Source organism: Paenibacillus sp. GYB003 (genome assembly GCF_036577625.1).
In the GTDB taxonomy this organism is placed as follows: Bacteria; Bacillota; Bacilli; order Paenibacillales; family NBRC-103111; genus Paenibacillus_AB.
Map to the genome: position 1 here is coordinate 17,840 of NZ_JARBDC010000041.1, position 18,787 is coordinate 36,626.

General features: G+C 57.4%; 17 protein-coding genes and 1 tRNA gene. 16 read left to right on the forward strand and 2 right to left on the reverse strand.

The window, feature by feature from the left end; genetic code table 11:
* Positions 1 to 26: 26 nt before the first annotated feature.
* From PV407_RS14270 to PV407_RS14310, 9 genes are all read left to right on the forward strand, one after another.
* A complete protein-coding gene (locus PV407_RS14270; protein ID WP_332090596.1) occupies positions 27 to 1,769 on the forward strand; it encodes a tetratricopeptide repeat protein in 1,743 nt (580 codons plus the stop codon).
* 49 nt (positions 1,770 to 1,818) lie between these two features.
* Positions 1,819 to 2,766, forward strand: coding sequence for a thioredoxin-disulfide reductase (gene trxB, locus PV407_RS14275; protein WP_332090597.1), 948 nt, complete (start codon positions 1,819 to 1,821; stop codon positions 2,764 to 2,766).
* A gap of 185 nt (positions 2,767 to 2,951) precedes the next feature.
* Positions 2,952 to 3,908 carry an ROK family glucokinase gene (locus tag PV407_RS14280; RefSeq protein ID WP_332090598.1) on the forward strand — a complete coding sequence of 319 codons (957 nt, stop codon included), beginning with the start codon at positions 2,952 to 2,954 and terminating at the stop codon, positions 3,906 to 3,908.
* Positions 3,909 to 3,973: 65 nt separating this feature from the next.
* On the forward strand, positions 3,974 to 4,876 hold the full coding sequence (gene rapZ, locus PV407_RS14285; protein ID WP_332090599.1) for an RNase adapter RapZ: 903 nt from the start codon (positions 3,974 to 3,976) through the stop codon (positions 4,874 to 4,876).
* The gene (locus PV407_RS14290) at positions 4,873 to 5,859 is read left to right on the forward strand and encodes a gluconeogenesis factor YvcK family protein (protein ID WP_332090600.1); all 987 of its coding nucleotides are present in this window, start codon (positions 4,873 to 4,875) and stop codon (positions 5,857 to 5,859) included. The genes rapZ and PV407_RS14290 overlap by 4 nt, the downstream gene beginning before the upstream one ends.
* 5 nt (positions 5,860 to 5,864) lie before the next feature.
* Entirely contained in the window at positions 5,865 to 6,794 is a 930-nt protein-coding gene (whiA, locus tag PV407_RS14295) for a DNA-binding protein WhiA (RefSeq protein WP_332090601.1), read from the forward strand.
* Between the two features lie 112 nt (positions 6,795 to 6,906).
* Positions 6,907 to 7,176 carry an HPr family phosphocarrier protein gene (locus PV407_RS14300; protein ID WP_110842828.1) on the forward strand — a complete coding sequence of 90 codons (270 nt, stop codon included), beginning with the start codon at positions 6,907 to 6,909 and terminating at the stop codon, positions 7,174 to 7,176.
* A 201-nt stretch (positions 7,177 to 7,377) separates the two neighbouring features.
* Positions 7,378 to 9,153 (forward strand): stalk domain-containing protein, encoded by a 1,776-nt coding sequence (locus PV407_RS14305; protein WP_332090602.1) that lies wholly within the window; start codon positions 7,378 to 7,380, stop codon positions 9,151 to 9,153.
* 101 nt (positions 9,154 to 9,254) lie between these two features.
* Positions 9,255 to 9,368 carry a putative holin-like toxin gene (locus PV407_RS14310; RefSeq protein WP_332090603.1) on the forward strand — a complete coding sequence of 38 codons (114 nt, stop codon included), beginning with the start codon at positions 9,255 to 9,257 and terminating at the stop codon, positions 9,366 to 9,368.
* 212 nt (positions 9,369 to 9,580) lie between these two features.
* Here the strand turns inward: PV407_RS14310 and clpP are convergent, their stop codons facing one another.
* Both clpP and PV407_RS14320 read right to left on the reverse strand, forming a co-directional pair.
* On the reverse strand, positions 9,581 to 10,168 hold the full coding sequence (clpP, locus tag PV407_RS14315) for an ATP-dependent Clp endopeptidase proteolytic subunit ClpP (protein WP_332090604.1): 588 nt from the start codon (positions 10,166 to 10,168) through the stop codon (positions 9,581 to 9,583).
* 269 nt (positions 10,169 to 10,437) lie between these two features.
* A tRNA-Arg gene (locus PV407_RS14320) sits at positions 10,438 to 10,509 on the reverse strand.
* Positions 10,510 to 10,747: 238 nt separating this feature from the next.
* Here PV407_RS14320 and PV407_RS14325 point away from each other — a divergent pair.
* The 7 genes from PV407_RS14325 (at position 10,748) to PV407_RS14355 (ending at position 18,662) form a co-directional block, all read left to right on the forward strand.
* Positions 10,748 to 11,770, forward strand: coding sequence for a sugar-binding transcriptional regulator (locus tag PV407_RS14325; RefSeq protein ID WP_332090605.1), 1,023 nt, complete (start codon positions 10,748 to 10,750; stop codon positions 11,768 to 11,770).
* Between the two features lie 74 nt (positions 11,771 to 11,844).
* Positions 11,845 to 12,849 (forward strand): type I glyceraldehyde-3-phosphate dehydrogenase, encoded by a 1,005-nt coding sequence (gene gap / locus PV407_RS14330; RefSeq protein WP_332090606.1) that lies wholly within the window; start codon positions 11,845 to 11,847, stop codon positions 12,847 to 12,849.
* A gap of 152 nt (positions 12,850 to 13,001) precedes the next feature.
* Positions 13,002 to 14,183 (forward strand): phosphoglycerate kinase, encoded by a 1,182-nt coding sequence (locus PV407_RS14335; protein ID WP_332090607.1) that lies wholly within the window; start codon positions 13,002 to 13,004, stop codon positions 14,181 to 14,183.
* Positions 14,184 to 14,228: 45 nt separating this feature from the next.
* The gene (gene tpiA, locus PV407_RS14340; protein WP_332090608.1) at positions 14,229 to 14,981 is read left to right on the forward strand and encodes a triose-phosphate isomerase; all 753 of its coding nucleotides are present in this window, start codon (positions 14,229 to 14,231) and stop codon (positions 14,979 to 14,981) included.
* A gap of 1 nt (position 14,982) precedes the next feature.
* On the forward strand, positions 14,983 to 16,527 hold the full coding sequence (gene gpmI / locus PV407_RS14345; RefSeq protein ID WP_332090609.1) for a 2,3-bisphosphoglycerate-independent phosphoglycerate mutase: 1,545 nt from the start codon (positions 14,983 to 14,985) through the stop codon (positions 16,525 to 16,527).
* Between the two features lie 105 nt (positions 16,528 to 16,632).
* Positions 16,633 to 17,925 (forward strand): phosphopyruvate hydratase, encoded by a 1,293-nt coding sequence (gene eno / locus PV407_RS14350; RefSeq protein WP_332090610.1) that lies wholly within the window; start codon positions 16,633 to 16,635, stop codon positions 17,923 to 17,925.
* Positions 17,926 to 17,957: 32 nt separating this feature from the next.
* Positions 17,958 to 18,662 carry a M50 family metallopeptidase gene (locus PV407_RS14355; RefSeq protein WP_332090611.1) on the forward strand — a complete coding sequence of 235 codons (705 nt, stop codon included), beginning with the start codon at positions 17,958 to 17,960 and terminating at the stop codon, positions 18,660 to 18,662.
* The last annotated feature ends 125 nt before the right edge of the window (positions 18,663 to 18,787 follow it).

Below are 18,787 nucleotides of genomic sequence, written 5' to 3' on the forward strand. Positions count from 1 at the left end.
TACAGTTTGCCGGAGGTGCCTGAAGGATGGCAAGGAAAAAGCATGTGGCCAGGGCGAACAAGCGCAACGTCATCAACGTCCAGATGGATGCCACGTTCTTTTTCGAGAGAGCGGTCCATTCGCTCGGCCGAAACCGCTACGACAGGGCGCTGAAATATTTCCGCCGGGCTGTCGAGTTCGAGCCGGACAATCCGGTCAACCATTGCAACTTGGCAGGCGTACTGTCGGAAACCGGGGATTACGAACAATCGAACCGCATCTTGCAGCATATCGTCGAGCAAATCGATCCGTCGATGACCGAATGTTATTTCTATATGGCGAACAATTACGCCAATATGGAAAATTACGAAGCGGCGGAAGAAGCGCTCGTTTACTATTTGGAGCACGATCCGAACGGCCATTTTCTCGAAGAGTCGGAAGAAATGATGGAGCTGCTCGGCTACGAGCTGGAGCGGCCGACGAAGCTGACCTCGATCAAAAGCCGCGAAGGCCTGTTCGAGCACGACAAGGCGCGCACGCTGCTGGAGGAAGGCAAATTTTCCGAAGCGGTCCGCATTTTGGAGAAGCTCGTGAAAAAATCGCCCGACTTTTTGGCCGCTCGCAACAACCTGGCTTTGGCTTATTATTATATGGGCTTGTTCGACAAGGCGCTGGCGACGATCGGCGGCGTGCTCGAGCTGGAGCCGGGCAATCTGCACGCCTTGTGCAATCTGGCCATTTTTCACCAGCATAACGGCAACAAGGAGCAGCTGGACGAACTGCTCGTCAGCCTGCGCAAAACGTATCCGATCCATTACGATCACGTATTCAAGCTGGCGACGACGATGGGCATTTTGTCGGAGCACGAGACGGCGTACCGACTGTTTCGGCGGCTGCTCAAGACGGGCGAGAGCGGTCTCGACCCGTGCTTGTACCATTACACGGCCGTAGCGGCCTGCAACATCGGCAAGTACGCCGAAGCGGAGAAGCTGTGGCGCACCGTCGAGAAGCTCGATCCCGGCACCGACATCCCGCGCTATTATTTGGAGCAAATGCGGGAAGCGCAGAACGGGAACAAAAAAATCGTCGGCTACCATTACCATTTGCCGTTCGAGGAGCAGTTTCGCGTGCTGGAAACGGCGTCGGGAGGCATTCCTGACCATATGAAGCGGGACCCGCTCGTGCGCTCTTCGTTTTTCTGGGCGCTTCGCCACGGCGACGTGGAAACGAAGCTGCAGGTGATTCAGGCGTTCGGCATCATCGCCGACAGCGAGGTCGAGGATGCGCTGCGCGCTTTCCTGCTCGACCCGGACGAGGACGAATATTTGAAGAAGGTCGCCATCTTCGTGCTGCGCAACATGCGCGCGAAGGAGCCGATCTTCGTCAACTTGGACGGCCGGGAAACGCCGCTCGCGTCGACGCCGTGGTCGCCGAACCTGCCGGTATGGAAGGACGAATGGCAGCAGGTGATGGAAACCGCGCTGCGCAAAATGGATAAGCGGTACGACATGATTCAGCAGCACGATTTGGAGACGCTGTGGGTGGAGTTTTTGACCCGCGTTTACCCCGACGCTCCGAAAATCGGCAAGCTCGAAGGATGGGCGGCCGCGCTCGAATATTTGACGGCCAAAATGCACCGCCGCGCCATATCGTATCACGAGGTATCGCTGCGATACGGCATTTCGGTGACGACGGTCAGCAAGCATGTGAAAGTGATCGACCGCACGTGCGGCTTGAAGGAAAAGATGGACGCGATATTTCCGAAGCTGGCGAATTCCGAGCCGCTTTAGCGACCCGGAATCCAAACATTACGTTTCCGCGGATAGGAGGAGAAGAAAGATGTACAAGACGATCGTAATCGGTACGGGCCCGGCCGGGCTGACGGCCGCCATTTACTTGGCGCGGGCCAATTTGAACCCGCTCGTCATCGAAGGACCGGAGCCGGGAGGACAGCTGACGACGACGACGGAAGTCGAAAACTTCCCGGGCTTCCCGGAAGGCATTATGGGCCCCGAGCTGATGGACAACATGCGCAAGCAGGCGGAACGGTTCGGAGCGCAATTCCGCACCGGTTGGGTGAACGAGGTCGACTTGTCGAAGCGCCCGTTCAAGCTGAAAATCGAGGGCGGCGAAGAGCTTGTCGCCGAAACACTCATCATTTCGACCGGCGCGTCGGCCAAGCTGCTCGGCATCGAGAACGAAAGAGATAATATCGGTCGCGGCGTAAGTACGTGCGCGACTTGCGACGGCTTCTTTTTCCGCAACAAAAAGATCGTCGTCGTCGGCGGCGGCGATTCGGCCATGGAAGAAGCGAATTTCTTGACCCGCTTCGCGACCGAGGTGCGCGTCGTGCATCGCCGCAGCGAGCTGCGGGCGTCCAAAATCATGCAGGACCGCGCGCGGGAAAATCCGAAAATTACGTGGAGCCTGAACAAAACGCCGCTCGGCGTCGTCGCCGGAGAAAAAGGCGTCACGGGGCTGCGGGTGAAGGACGGCGAAACGGGCGCCGAGGAAATCATCGAAACGGACGGCATTTTCGTCGCAATCGGCCATACGCCGAATACGGGCTTTTTGAAAGGGCAGCTGAAAACCGACGAGCTCGGCTATTTGGTCGTCAATCCGGGCACTTCCGAAACGAACGTCCCGGGCGTATTCGCCTGCGGCGACGTGCAGGACCATAAGTACCGCCAAGCGATTACGGCCGCGGGCAGCGGTTGTATGGCGGCGCTCGATTGCGAGAAGTTTCTTGAAGGAAATTCCGTGCACGATTGGAGCGTTTCGCTGTAAGCCATAACGAGTCCGAAGGAGAACCTCGTGTTCTCCTTTTCGTTTTGCGGCCCCCTCGTCGTTCGGAGCGGCGCGCGGCCGCGTTTCGCCGCCTGTTGAAAAGGCGCGCTTCACTTGACCTGACCGGTGGGGTGGCTTATAGTTGGAACAGAAGAATACATTTTCGGTTGAGGTGACATATAGGAATGTCGGAGAAGATTTATATCGGCGTGGATCTGGGCGGCACCAATATCAAGGTGGGCATTTGCGACGAGCAAGGCCGTCTGCTGCAAACGTATGAAGGTCCGACTGGCGTCGAAGACGGGCCGGAAGCGGTGATCGACCGCATCGCGCAGTATGTGAGACAAATCGTGTCCGACTCCACTTACCAGTGGGAGCAAGTCGCGGGCGTCGGCGCCGGCATCGCGGGATTTCTCGACCTGGAGAACGGTACGGTGCTGTTCGCCCCGAATTTGCGCTGGGAAAATGTCGCCGTAAAGCAAGAACTCGAATCGCGTCTCGGCCTTCCGGTCGCGATCGACAACGACGCCAACGTGGCCGCGCTCGGAGAAGCATGGAGCGGCGCAGGGGCCGGACTTAAACATATCGTAGCCTTCACGCTCGGAACGGGCGTAGGCGGAGGCATCATTATCGACGGCCGCATTTATCAAGGCTTCCGCGGCATGGCCGGCGAGCTCGGCCATATTAAAGTCGTTCCGGATCTCGAAGCGATCCAATGCGGCTGCGGCCAGCTCGGGTGCGTGGAAACGGTTTCCTCGGCGACCGGCATCGTCCGGATGGCCAAGGACGCGGTACAGCGCGGCGAAGCGACGTCGCTTTCCCTGAACGAATCGATTACGGCGAAGGACGTATTCGACGCGGCGAAAGACGGCGACGAGGTGGCCGTCCGCATCGTCAAACGGGCCGCTTACTATTTGGGCAAGGCGATGGCGGCGGTGGCGGTCGTGCTCAACCCGCAGCGGTTCGTCATCGGCGGCGGCGTGTCGAAGGCCGGCGACATTTTGTTCGGCGAACTCCGCAAAGTGTACGCGCAAAACGTGCCGGACGCCTTCACGCAAGGGGTCGACATCGTTCCGGCCCAGCTCGGCAACGACGCCGGAATCGTCGGAGCGGCCGGATTAAATTTGAATAAACCTTCATAAAATGAAGTACGGAATTCGGATGTCCGAACCTGCCAGCGGTTGTCAGGCGATGGGAGGGAACGCTGATGGAAGACAGCCCGAATGTGGCGAAGCTGGTTATTATAACGGGTATGTCGGGAGCGGGCAAAACGATCGCCGTGCAAAGCCTGGAGGATCTCGGCTTTTTCTGCGTCGACAACCTGCCTCCCGTGCTCATTCCGAAATTCGCGGAGCTGATCGATCAGTCGAAAGGACGGATCGGCAAAGTGGCGCTCGTTATCGATTTGCGCGGGCGCGAATTTTTTACGTCCTTGTCTGAATCGCTTCGGACGATAAAGGAAAACTATACGATAACGTACGAAATATTGTTTCTGGACGCGACCGATCAGGCGCTCGTGCAGCGGTACAAGGAAAGCCGCCGCCGCCATCCGCTGGCGCCGGAAGGGCTGCCGCTCGAAGGCATTCAGCTGGAGCGGAAGCTGCTCGAGGAGCTGAAGGGGATGGCGAGCCAGGTCATCGACACGAGCAGCCTGAAGCCGGCCGAGCTGAAGGAGCGCATCGTCTCCCGGTTTACGAGCATCGGGAAAGGAAGCATCTCCGTCAACGTCATTTCGTTCGGCTTCAAATACGGCATTCCGATCGACGCCGATCTCATCTTCGACGTCCGCTTCCTGCCGAATCCGCATTATGTGGAGCAGCTTCGGCCGAACACCGGGCAAGACCCGGACGTTTACGAATACGTGATGAAGTGGAACGAAACGAAGGAGTTTTTGACGAAGCTGATCGACATGCTGCAGTTTTTGATTCCGAAGTATGCCAAGGAAGGCAAAAGCCAGGTCGTCGTCGGCATCGGCTGTACGGGCGGCAAGCACCGCTCGGTCGCCATCGCCGAATATTTGGGCAAAATGCTCGGTAACAGCGAAACCGAGACGGTGCGCGTCAGCCATCGGGACGCCGATCGCGATCGACGTCCCGAGGTGAGCCGATGAGCGCCGGGAATCCCGCGGTCCGTTTGCCCCGCATCGTCGTCATCGGCGGCGGAACCGGCTTGTCCGTCATGCTGCGGGGGCTCAAGGAGAAGCCGCTCGACATAACGGCGATCGTAACCGTGGCCGACGACGGAGGGAGCTCCGGCGTCCTGCGGAGCGAGCTGCAAATTCCGCCTCCAGGCGATATCCGCAACGTGCTGATCGCGCTCGCCGACGTCGAGCCGCTGCTGTCGCAAATGCTTCAGCACCGGTTTTCCAGCGGCACGGGGCTCGCCGGACACAGTCTCGGCAATTTGATACTCGCCGCGATGAAGGACATTACCGGCGATTTCGTCGACGGCGTGAAGGCGCTCAGCCGGGTGCTCGCCGTACGCGGGCGCGTGCTGCCGGCCAGCGACCATCAAATCGTGCTGAAGGCGGAGATGAGCGACGGCTCGATCGTTGTCGGCGAATCGAATATTCCGAAAGCGGGAGGAAAAATTAAGCGGGTGTTCATCGAGCCCGCCGACGTCAGCCCGCTGGAGGAAGCCGTCGAGGCGATACGCGACGCGGATGCGATATTGGTCGGTCCGGGAAGCTTGTACACGAGCATTTTGCCGAACCTGCTCGTGCCGAAGCTGGCGGAGACGATCGCCTCCGTCGACGCGGTCAAAATATTCGTCTGCAACGTGATGACGCAGCCCGGCGAAACGGACGATTTTACGGTCAGCGACCATTTGCAGGCGATCTACGACCATATCGGGCATCATATGTTCGATTACATCATTGTGAATAACGGAGAAATCCCGCCGCAAGTGCAGAGCAAATATGCCGAGCAGGGCGCGAAAGCGGTACACTTGGACATGGACGAAGTCGCCCGGATGGGGTGCAAAGTCATCGCCGATCGCCTCGTCCTGTTCCGGACATACTTGCGCCACGACGCGGACCGGCTGAGCCATCATATTTACGAATTGGTGGATCGCTGGATGGGGCGAAAGAGGTGACGGGGATGTCTTTTGCGGCGCAAACGAAAAAAGAGCTGACGATGGTGGAAAGCGAGCCGTGCTGCGAGAAGGCGGAGCTGGCCGCGCTCATTCGGATGAACGGCGCCGTCCAGCTGACGAACCAGCGCATCGTGCTCGATATTTCCACCGAAAACGCGGCCATCGCCCGGCGCATCTATACGCTGATCAAAAAAAACTACGACCTCCACACCGAGCTGCTCGTCCGCAAAAAGATGCGGCTGAAAAAAAACAACGTCTACATCGTGCGCGTTCCGAACAAAGTGCAGGAGGTGCTCGAAAGCCTGCACATCGTGTCCGAAGGATTTCAGTTCACGCCGGGAATCGACAAGCGGATCGTAAGGAGCAACTGCTGCAAGCGCGCTTATTTGCGGGGCGCTTTTATGGCGGGGGGGTCGGTCAACAATCCGGAGGGGTCTTCCTATCATCTGGAGATCGCTTCGATGTACGAGGAGCACTGCCACGCCCTGTGCGGGCTGGCCAACCGGTTTCAGCTGAACGCGCGCTGCATCGAGCGGAAGAAGGGCTATGTGCTGTACATGAAGGAAGGCGAGAAAATCATCCAGTTTTTGAACTTGATCGGCGCTCATCAGGCGCTGCTTCGATTCGAGGATGTGCGCATCATGAAAGATATGCGCAATTCCGTCAACCGGATCGTGAACTGCGAAACGGCCAACCTGAACAAGACGATCGGCGCCGCGGTCCGGCAAATCGACAACATCCGGTTTCTGCAAAAGGAAGTCGGGCTCGATCAGCTGCCGGAGAAGCTGCGGGAAGTCGCCGAAGTCCGGCTTATGCATCCGGACATGAACCTGAAGGAAGTCGGGGAGCTGCTCAAAGGAGGCGTCAGCAAATCGGGCGTCAACCATCGGCTCCGCAAGCTGGACGATTTGGCGGAAAAAATGAGGAATTCCTGAATGTTCGGAATTTGGCGGTCCGTCTCCTTTATCTGACGGACGATAAATGATATAATATGTAAATAATCGATTTGATTCGAACGTTGACCACATGCTAGGGGGTATCGGTTTGATGACCAGACGGCCAGCAGTCGTAAGACTCAGAACGGGATTGCATGCAAGGCCCGCCGCACTGTTCGTGCAAGAAGCGAACAAATTTTCTTCGGAGATTTTCGTCGAGAAGGACGATAAAAAAGTGAATGCCAAAAGCATTATGGGCATTATGAGCCTTGCGATCAGCTCCGGCACCGAAGTACACATCAGTGCGGAAGGTTCGGACGCAGAGCAGGCTGTAACCGCTTTAGTCGCCTTGGTAGGCAAAGAGGAATTGGAGAACCAATAATCGGTTCCGCCGAGCCGGAAACCGTTTTCCGGCACAGAAGCTTCCTTTCGCAAGGAAGCTTTTTTGCTGTTTTCCGGACCCGTTCGGAGGTCCGCGATAATTTATGGGGGTGCGCCGGTCGAACCGTGCAACCTTTTGCCGAAAGCGGCGTCTAATGTTAAAGCAAGCCCAGATTCATACATAGAAAGAGTGGAGAGAACCGTGAGCAGGAACAGGTGGAAAGTGTCGGTAGGGTTGGCGCTGCTGTGCGCGCTGATCGCCGCGTCCGTCAGCTCCGTCTGGGGGGCGAGCCCCTCGAGCGTGTCGACGAGCACGATGGAAATATGGCTGAGCGCGGACGAGCCCGTCGCGTACGTCGAAGGCAAGAAGTTCGAATTGGATACGCCGGGCGTGCTCAAGGACGGCAACAGCCGGTTCGTCCCGATCAAGTTTTTGGGCGAACAGATGGGCATCGACGTGAAGTACAACGAGAAGACGAACCGGGTCGAGATCGGCACTCCGCGTGCCAAAATCGAGGTCGATTCGGCGAACAAGGCGGTTTACATCAACGGGGTCTATCTCGTATTCGACACCGTCGCCCGCTTGTTCAACGACAAGCTGATGGTGAAGGAAAGCTGGCTGTTCGATTTCTTCGGGGCCAAATATACGTTCAACGCCGATCAAAAACGGCTGGAGATCACGTACGTGAAAAAGCCGCCGTCACGCGTCGACGAAAAGGGCAATTCGCGTCCGGTGGCGCGGTTCACGTTCGGCAAGCCGGCCTATAAAATCGGCGAACCGATCCAATATATCGATTTGAGCTACGATCCCGATGCGGAAGGTCTCGAGTACGAATGGACCGGCAAGGAGGAAGCGTTTTTTACGCCGGGCACCCATGTCGTAAAGCTGAAAGTGAAGGACGGACAAGGACTCGTCAGCGATACGTATACCCGTTCCATCGAAATTACGAAGGACGTCATGTACGATTCGCCGATGGATTTCAAGCTGCATACGTACCCGCTGCAGTCGCTCATCAAGACGAACTGGACGGAAGTTTACGCGTACTTCAACGACCTGCCGGCGTTCGATAAAAACGTGAAGGAAGACCGCTCGCGCAAGCTGCTCGTCAGCGACAGCCCGGAAACGTTCGAGGACAAGGGCATTTTGTACGCCGATCAGGTGAACGGGAAGGCGCGGCTGTACGCGGACCATTTGAACGGCATGAAGGAGAAGGTGCAGTTCGTCATTATGGCGACGAATCCGGGAACGAAGCCGGTGACGATCAAGACGACCAACAAAGGCGAAGTGTACCCGTCCATTTATGCGAATTTGATCGGCCACGAAGCGTCGGTCGAGTTCTTGCTCGGCGACAAGCATGACGACGAGCTTGTCGTTCCGCCGGGGCAATCGCGCGTTTATGTGCAGATGCCCGACTTTTTGCCGGGCCAAGGCGTCAACGTCATTTACGACGTCGAGACGGACGGATTGGTGGAGTTCGCTTTCATGGCGATGGACGCGAGCATCGAAACGCCGATTTCCACGTACCCGCTGCTGTATAAGCAGCTGCCGAGAGATCAGCACATCCGCGGCACGTTCCCGGTGACGGAGAAGCGTTGGGATATCGACGCCAGCTCGTTTACGACGACGCAGCGGCTTATTTTCGGCGACGACGACTACGATGCTTGGCAGAAAGGATACGACCCGACGACGAAGCTGGAAGTGACGGACGACGGCAATTACGGCGTCGTGTACAAAATCCATTCCGACAAGCCGAGGAAAATGGCGATTTTGCTGCAGGCCCGCGGCGGTCCGTTCAAAGGCCCGTTCAAAATCAACGGCGAATTCGTGCTCGCGCCGCCGTCCGGCGTCATTACGGCGTTCGAGACCGTGCAAATTCTCGCCCGCACGACCGGAAACGAGCCGTCGCTCGATATCGAGTTTACGCCGCCGGCCGGCTCGGCGTTTCCGATGAATCTGATTTTTTATCCGCTTGATTAATTTGTCGATAAGTAAGAGCAATATGGTATAATATGGGACAGGCATGACAGGATAGGCTTAAAAGGGCGGTCGGCTAGCCTCTCGGAAGGGAGGTGATGCCTGTGGAAGTGAAAGAAGCTTTGACGCTCATGATCAGTTTCGGTTCGCTGTTGATAGCGCTACTGACGTTGGTCGTGACCATCGTCATGGCACTTGGCCAAAACAAAAAGAAATAGACCGCCCATCCGCTAAGGGAACGGTCTATTTCTATAGCGAAACCTTAGTATTGAGCCGAACCGCCCTTAAAAGCGGCCGGCATGCCGCCGCGGATGTTCCAGCATCCGCGGCTTTCTTATTTTAATCATAACTCGGTTCGCTTAAGCTGGCAATCCCTTAAAAACCAAAACAATCCGACCGACGGTCGCCGGACCTTCGGTCGGATTTGCTTTTACAGCCTCGACACCACTTTGTCGACCAAGCCGTACGCTACCGCTTCCTCCGCACTCATGAAGTAGTCGCGATCGGTATCCTTGTCGATGCGCTCCAGCGGCTGTCCGCTGCGCTCGGCCAAAATGCGGTTCAGCTTCTCGCGCAGCTTGATGATCCGTTTCGCGCGAATCTCGATGTCGCTCGCCTGCCCTTCGGCTCCGCCGAGCGGCTGATGAATCATCACTTCGCTGTTCGGCAGCGCGTAGCGTTTGCCTTTGGCGCCTGCGGCGAGCAGGAACGCGCCCATCGAAGCGGCCATGCCGACGCAAATCGTGGATACGTCCGGCTTAATGAACTGCATCGTATCGTAAATCGCCATGCCGGCCGTGATCGAACCGCCGGGGCTGTTGATGTACAGGCTGATGTCTTTATCCGGATCTTGCGCCGCCAGGAACAGCATTTGCGCAATGATCGCATTGGCGACCGCGTCGTTTACCGGCGTGCCGAGAAAAATGATGCGGTCTTTCAGCAGACGGGAGTAAATATCGTACCCGCGTTCGCCGCGAGCGTCCTGTTCGACTACCATTGGAATGAAACTCATGGACATAGCCTCCTTTTGGATCAAACGTATAAGTCCGCGTCTATATATACGAAGGCGCCGATGCGCGCCGGGCGTATATGCTAGCGGGAAACTACACCTATCATAGCGCAAATCGGAACAAAGGTCAAGAAAGGTCAAATCATCCTCGGCTTTGCCGTTTCGTCCTCATTTTGCCGTTTCGCCATACGCCGTACTCTTTTCTTTATTGCCTTTCGAGGGCCATAACATACAAAAAAACGCCCGATTCAATCGGACGTTTCGGTGGGTCATATAAGCGCGCTCGCAAGGAATCGAACCTTGATCTCAGGCTCCGGAGGCCTACGTCATATCCATTGGACCACGAGCGCAAATTAGAAAGTTAGTCGCTGCTGTTTTCAGACGCAAAATTTATTATATACAACGGCGGGACAAATTGCAAGCTTTTTATTCGGCCTTATTTATGGAAAAAAAGGCGCTGCCGTCGCCTTGCATTTTCAGAAAAAGATGCATATAATAAAAATGAACTTGCGGGACATAAAATGCATATGCGGGACACAAAACGTCCCGAATCCGCGGTAACATGATGCGGGAGCGTGTCCTTGGTCGATGCGACTCATATTGGATATTCAGAAGCGGCTGCTGCCGGACTTGACCGATGTGCTCAAGAAACGGTATACGATTCTGCACCATATTTCTTCCACGGGCGTCGTCGGTCGCCGCGCCTTGGCCGCCCATCTGGAGATGACCGAGCGCGTGCTTCGGGCCGAGGTCGACTTTCTGAAGGAACAAGGGCTGCTCGTCACCGAGCCGTCGGGAATGAAGCTCAGCGATTCGGGCCGGAAGCTGCTGGAGGATATGGAGCCGATCGTGAAGGAACTGCTCGGGCTCTCTTACCTGGAGGACGCGCTGCGCGAGAAGTTTTCCTTGAAGCAGGTCATCATCGTGCCGGGAGACAGCGACCGGTCGGAGCTCGCGAAGAAGGAGTTGGGCCGGGTCGGAGCCGCGGAGCTGCGCAAATACGCGTCCAAGGACGACGTGATCGCCGTGGCGGGCGGATCGACGCTGGCGGAAGTGGCGAACTTCATGACGCCGTCCGCGCACATGAAGGGCAATATGTTCGTGCCGGCGCGCGGCGGCTTGGGCGAAAGCGTGGAGCTGCAGGCGAATTCGATCGCGTCGACCATGGCCAAAAAAACGGGCGGCGAATACCGGCTGCTGCACGTGCCCGATCATCTCGGCGAAGAAGCGTACGTATCTCTCATGCAGGATCCGAACATACTGGAAGTCGTCGAAGTTATTCGCAGCGCCCGGATCGTCGTGCACGGCATCGGGGACGCAATGGTGATGGCGAGACGCCGCAAGGTCGACCAGCAGACGATCGCCGAGCTGAACGCCGACGGAGCGCTGGCGGAAGCGTTCGGCTACTATTTCGACCGCGAAGGCAACGTGGTGCATAAAATGCCGACCGTCGGACTTCGGCTCGAGGACATCCAATCGACGGAGGTCGTCATCGCCGTAGCGGGAGGCAAAAGCAAGGGCGAAGCGATCGCCGCGGTTATGAAATTCGGCCACGAGGACGTGCTCGTCACCGACGAAGCGGCCGCCGTCGAACTGATGAAGTACGTTTGACCAAGCGTTATCTTGACGGGCTCCCGGGCTTGTCTTGACATAAACGATTCCAAAAGCTCAAGGAGGAATTCACAATGGTAAAAGTGGGTATTAACGGTTTTGGACGTATCGGACGGAACGTGTTCCGTGCGGCGCTGAACAATTCGGAAGTCGAGATCGTCGCGATCAACGATTTGACGGACGTCAGCACGCTGGCGCATTTGCTCAAATACGACACGACGCACGGCCGTTTGAACGCGACCGTCGAAGCGGGCGAAGGCGCGCTGTACGTCAACGGCAAAGAGATCAAAGTATTCGCCGAGCGCGATCCGGGCAACCTGCCTTGGGCGTCCGCGGGCGTCGAAATCGTCGTCGAATCGACCGGCATTTTCACCGCCAAGGAAAAAGCGGAAGCGCATCTGAAGGGCGGCGCGAAAAAAGTGATCATTTCCGCTCCGGCGACGAACGAAGACATCACGATCGTCATGGGCGTCAACGACGACCAATACGATCCGGCGAAGCATACGATCATCTCCAACGCTTCCTGTACGACGAACTGCCTGGCTCCGTTCACGAAAGTGCTCAACGACAAGTTCGGCATCGTCAAAGGCATGATGACGACCGTTCACTCGTACACGAACGACCAGCAAGTGCTCGACCTGCCGCATAAAGATTTGCGCCGCGCGCGCGCAGCCGCGGAAAACATCATTCCTTCGACGACGGGCGCGGCGAAAGCCGTTTCGCTCGTACTGCCGGAGCTGAAGGGCAAATTGAACGGCATGTCGTTCCGTGTGCCGACTCCGAACGTATCCGTAACCGACCTCGTGGCCGAGCTGAAAGTGAACGTTACGGTCGACGAAGTGAACGCGGCGCTGAAAGACGCGGCGAACGGCGCTCTCAAAGGCATTCTCAACTACACCGAGGAGCCACTCGTATCGAGCGATTTCAACGGCGACCCGGCTTCTTCGACGATCGATGCGCTGTCGACGATGGTTGTCGGCGACAATCTCGTCAAAGTCGTATCGTGGTACGACAACGAGTGGGGCTACTCGAACCGCGTAGTCGACCTGGCCGCATTCATCGCCAGCAAAGGTCTGTAACCGAATAACAGCGGGGGAAGGGGAGAAGCGATTCTCCTCTTTCCCTGTGTCATTGATACGCTTACGAAGCCGGCTTTTTGCTTCACAAAAAGCTCGGATTCCGCTTACGAAGCCAGCTTTTGCTCCCGCAAAAGCTTTAAGGAGGAACCCCCATGAACAAAAAAAGCGTCCGCGACGTCGACGTATCCGGCAAAAAAGTGTTCGTTCGCGTCGATTTCAACGTACCGCTCGAAAACGGGCAAATTACGGACGATACGCGCATCCGCGAAACGCTGCCGACGATCCGCTATTTGATCGAGAAAGGCGCCAAAGTGATTTTGGCGAGCCATCTCGGCCGTCCGAAAGGACAAGTCGTCGAAGAGATGAGATTGACTCCGGTCGCGGCGCGTCTGTCCGAGCTGCTCGGCAAGCCGGTGACGAAAGCCGACGAAGCGATCGGCGACGCGGTCCGAGCGCAGGCGGACAAGCTGCAAAACGGCGACGTGCTGCTGCTCGAAAACGTGCGTTTTTACGCGGGCGAAGAAAAAAACGATCCGGAGCTGGCCAAGGCGTTCGCCTCGCTGGCCGACCTGTACGTGAACGACGCTTTCGGCGCGGCGCATCGCGCTCACGCGTCGACGGAAGGCATCGCGCACCATTTGCCCGCCGTATCCGGCCTGCTTATGGAGAAGGAGCTGGACGTGCTCGGCAAGGCGCTGCACAATCCGGAGCGCCCGTTTACGGCGATCGTGGGCGGCTCGAAGGTGAAGGACAAAATCGGCGTCATCGAAAACCTGCTGAACATCGCCGACAATTTGCTGATCGGGGGCGGCTTGTCGTATACGTTCCTGAAGGCGCAAGGCTATGAAATCGGCAAATCGCTCGTCGACAACGGGAAGCTCGACCTGACGCTCCAGTTTTTGAAGAAGGCGAAGGAAAAAGGCTGCAACCTGATGCTGCCGGTCGACATCGTCGTCGGCGACGATTTCAGCAACGACGCGAATACGAAGGTCGTTCCGATTTCCGAAATACCGGCCGATTGGGAAGGGTTCGATATCGGACCGAAAACGCGCGACATGTATGCCGACATTATCGCCAAATCGAAGCTGATTGTCTGGAACGGACCGATGGGCGTATTCGAGCTCAACCCGTACTTGAACGGCACGAAAGCGATCGCGGAAGCTTGCGCGTCTACGGCGGGCTATACGGTCATCGGCGGCGGCGACTCCGCGGCGGCGGCCGAAAAGTTCCATCTGGCGGAGAAAATGGACCATATTTCGACCGGCGGCGGAGCATCGCTCGAATTTATGGAAGGCAAAGCGCTTCCGGGCGTCGTCGCGTTGAACGACAAGTAATTCGAACCTTACGAACATACAGGTGAAAGGAGCGGTTCCGATACGATGAGAACCCCCATTATCGCAGGCAATTGGAAAATGTTCAAAACCGTCCCGGAAGCGGTCGCCTTCATCGGCGAAGTGAAGGGCAAGGCGGATATCGACGGCGTCGAGAGCGTCGTTTGCGCGCCTTATACGAATTTGCCCGCCCTCGTCGAGGCGGCTCAAGGCACGACGCTGAAAATCGGGGCGCAAAACGTCCACTTCGAAGACAGCGGCGCGTTTACGGGCGAAATTAGCGGCGTCATGCTGAAGCAGCTCGGCGTCCAATATGTCATCATCGGCCACTCCGAGCGCCGCGCTTATTTTGCCGAAACGGACGAGATCGTCAACAAAAAGGTGCATGCCGCGTTCAAACACGGCTTGCTGCCGATCGTCTGCGTAGGCGAAACGCTCGAAGAGCGGGAAGCGGGCAAAACGAAGGACGTTTGCCGCGTGCAAACGGAAGCGGCTCTGCAAGGCCTTACCGCCGAGCAGGCGGCGCAAGTCGTCGTCGCTTACGAGCCGATCTGGGCGATCGGCACGGGCAAGACGTCGACGGCGGAAGACGCGAACGAAGTGATCGGCTACATCCGGGAACGGATCGGAGCCCAGTTCGGCGCGGACGTGGCGGACAAAGTGCGCATCCAGTACGGCGGCAGCGTGAAGCCGAACAATATCCGCGAGTTTATGCAGCAGCCGCATATCGACGGCGCGCTTGTAGGCGGAGCCAGCCTGGAGCCGGCGTCCTACATTTCGCTGGTCGAGGGGGCGCGCTGACATGTCCAGACCAAAACCGGTAGCGCTCATCATTATGGACGGCTTCGGTTTGCGCGGCGAGACGGCCGGCAATGCGGTCGCGCAGGCAAAGAAGCCGAATTACGATCGGTATATGGCCGCTTATCCGCATACGACGCTCGTGGCGTGCGGCGAAGCGGTCGGGCTTCCGGAAGGACAGATGGGCAACTCCGAAGTCGGCCATTTGAATATCGGCGCAGGCCGGATCGTCTACCAGGATTTGACCCGCATAACGAAATCGATTCGCGAAGGCGACTTTTTCGAGAACGAGACGCTGCTCGGGGCGATTCGCCACGTCAAGGAGAAAGGGAAAAAGCTTCACCTGTACGGGCTTCTTTCCGACGGAGGCGTTCACAGCCATATCGATCATTTGCTCGCTCTGCTCGATCTCGCGAAGAAGCACGGGCTGACCGAAGTGTACGTCCATGCGTTCCTGGACGGCCGCGACGTCGCGCCGGACAGCGCCAAAGGATATATCGAACGGCTGCAGGCCCATATCGACGAAATCGGCGTCGGCCGGATCGCGACCGTGCAAGGCCGTTATTATGCGATGGACCGCGACAAGCGATGGGAACGGACCGAAAAGTCGTATCGCGCCATGGTGTACGGGGAAGGCCCGCAGTATACGGATCCGATCCGGGCGGTAACCGAGTCGTACGAAAAGTCCGTTTTCGACGAATTCGTCATGCCGACGGTCATCGTGGACGGGAAGGGCGAGCCGGTCGGCTTGGTCGAGTCGGAGGACGCGGTCGTCTTTTTCAACTTCCGTCCGGACCGGGCGATTCAATTGTCGCAGGTGTTCACGAACGACGATTTCCGCGGCTTCGATCGGGGGCCGAAGTTCCCGAACCAGCTGTATTTCGTCTGCTTGACGCTGTTCAGCGAAACCGTAGGCGGCTTCGTTGCGTATAAACCGAAGAACCTGGACAACACGCTCGGCGAAGTGCTCGTGCAAAATAACATGAAGCAGCTTCGCATCGCCGAGACGGAGAAATATCCGCACGTGACGTTCTTTTTCAGCGGCGGCCGCGACGTCGAGCTTCCGGGCGAAACGCGGATTTTGATCGCATCGCCGAAGGTGGCGACGTACGATTTGAAGCCGGAAATGAGCGCTTACGAGGTGGCGGAAGCGGCCGTGAAGGAAATCGAAGCGGAGAAGCACGACGCCATCATTCTGAACTTCGCCAATCCGGACATGGTCGGCCACTCCGGCATGCTGGAGCCGACGATCAAGGCGGTCGAAGCGACGGACGAATGCATGGGCAAAGTCGTCGAGGCGGTCCTCGCCAAAGGCGGCGTCGCGATCATAACGGCGGACCACGGCAACGCGGACATGGTGTTCGACGAGAACGGCCGGCCGTTTACCGCGCATACGACGAATCCGGTGCCTTTCATTGTGACGGACAAATCTGTTACACTAAGGGACGACGGTATTTTGGCCGATATCGCGCCGACGATTCTCGATTTGCTGCAGCTGGCGAAGCCGGCCGAAATGACCGGCACGTCGATGATCGCTGCGCGGAAGTAAGGCGTCCATTCCGGACGGCCTCGACGATCCGGGGCGGATCCGAACTTAGATCGTTTATACTTAACCAAGTTATATTTTAACCAAGCGAAGGAGTGTTCCCGAACCATGACTATCATTTCCGACGTTTACGCACGCGAAGTGCTCGATTCCCGCGGCAACCCGACCGTGGAAGTCGAAGTTTTCCTCGAATCCGGAGCGAAAGGCCACGCCATCGTTCCGTCCGGCGCTTCGACCGGCGCTTACGAAGCCGTAGAGCTTCGCGACGGCGACAAAGGCCGTTACCTCGGCAAAGGGGTGCTGAAAGCGGTCGACAACGTCAACACGATCATCGCGCCGGAAATTATCGGCCTCGACGCTCTGGACCAAGTGGCCATCGACAATAAAATGATCGCCCTCGACGGCACGCCGAACAAGGCGAAGCTCGGCGCCAACGCGATTCTCGCCGTATCCATGGCGGTAGCCCGCGCGGCGGCGGACTCGCTGGACGTGCCTCTGTACGTATACTTGGGTGGCTTCAACGCGAAGCAGCTTCCGGTTCCGATGATGAACATCATCAACGGCGGCGCTCATGCGGACAACAACGTCGACGTTCAAGAGTTCATGGTGCTTCCGGTCGGCGCTCCGTCGTTCAAAGAAGCGCTTCGCTGGGGCACGGAAATTTTCCATAACCTGAAAGCCGTCCTGAAGGACAAAGGGCTGAACACCGCCGTCGGCGACGAAGGCGGCTTCGCGCCGAACCTGAGCTCCAACGAAGAAGCGATCCAAACGATCATTTCCGCGATCGAGCGCGCGGGCTACAAGCCGGGCGTGGACGTATTCCTCGGCATGGACGTCGCTTCGACCGAGTTTTACAAGGACGGCAAATATCATCTCGAAGGCGAAGGCAAGTCGTTTACGTCCGAAGAGTTCGTAAACTTCCTCGCTTCCTGGGTCGACAAATATCCGATCATCACGATCGAAGACGGCTGCGCCGAAGACGATTGGGCCGGCTGGAAGCTGCTGACCGAGAAGCTCGGCGGCAAAGTGCAGCTTGTCGGCGACGATTTGTTCGTCACGAATACGAGCCGCTTGTCGCAAGGCATCGAGCAAGGCATCGGCAACTCGATCCTCGTGAAAGTGAACCAAATCGGCTCGCTGACCGAAACGTTCGACGCGATCGAAATGGCGAAGCGCGCCGGCTATACGGCCGTCATTTCGCACCGTTCCGGCGAAAGCGAAGACAGCACGATCGCCGACATCGCCGTCGCCACGAACGCCGGCCAAATCAAGACGGGCGCTCCTTCGCGCACGGACCGCGTGGCGAAGTACAACCAGCTGCTGCGCATCGAAGACCAATTGGGGTCGACGGCGCAATATTTGGGCCGCAAGTCGTTCTACAACTTGAAAAACTTCAAATAAAATAAAAGAAACGACGGAGGGAAGGGATTCCGGTGAGTCGATGGATCGTAACGATTTTATTTTTGGTTGGGTCCGCCATATTGACGAACTGGCTGCCCTTCTCTTCGTTTTTCCGCAACGTCGACACTATGGTGCACGAGCTCGGCCATGCCGTCGCCACGATGCTGCTGTCCGGCGAAGTGCTGTATATCCAGCTGTATTCGAACCATAGCGGAGTAACCTATTCGTATATCGAAAGCGGCTGGAAGACGATTCCGCTCGGCTTGTCCGGGTACGTCGTCGCTTCGCTGTTCGCCGCCTTCCTGTTCCACATGTACGGCAAAGGGAAGCTCGGGGTCGGATTTACGGCCATGTCGCTGCTGGCGGTTGTGTCGCTCGCCTTTTTCGTGAACAACTCGTTCGGCGTCATGTGGCTCATCGGCTTTATCGTCGTCAACTTGATCGCTGCGTTTATCCCGTTTCCGCTCGTCCGCAAATTTTATTATTTGCTCGTCGCCTTTATTTGTCTCGAGGAGTCGGTCATGGGCCCGATCAATCTGATCCTCATTTCGCTGACCTCCCCGGGGCAGGCGGGCGACGCGGCGGGATTGAGCCGTTCGACCGGCATTCCGGCTGTCGTCTGGTCCGTCGTCTTTTTGCTCGTCGCGCTGCTGTGCGCTCGCCAAGCGATTTACTCGTTTATCGGGAACCGGCGGTCGCGAAACGCAAGCTCGACGCGATGGGAAAGCGGGGCATGAATGCAGCCGCGCAACAAGGCCTTGGATGTCTGCCGTTTTTCGGCAGGATTCGCGGCCTTTTTTTATGCGTACGGTGTCTTGTTAATCAATCCTTCTTAATGTAATGGACTTGTATGCGGCGGGGA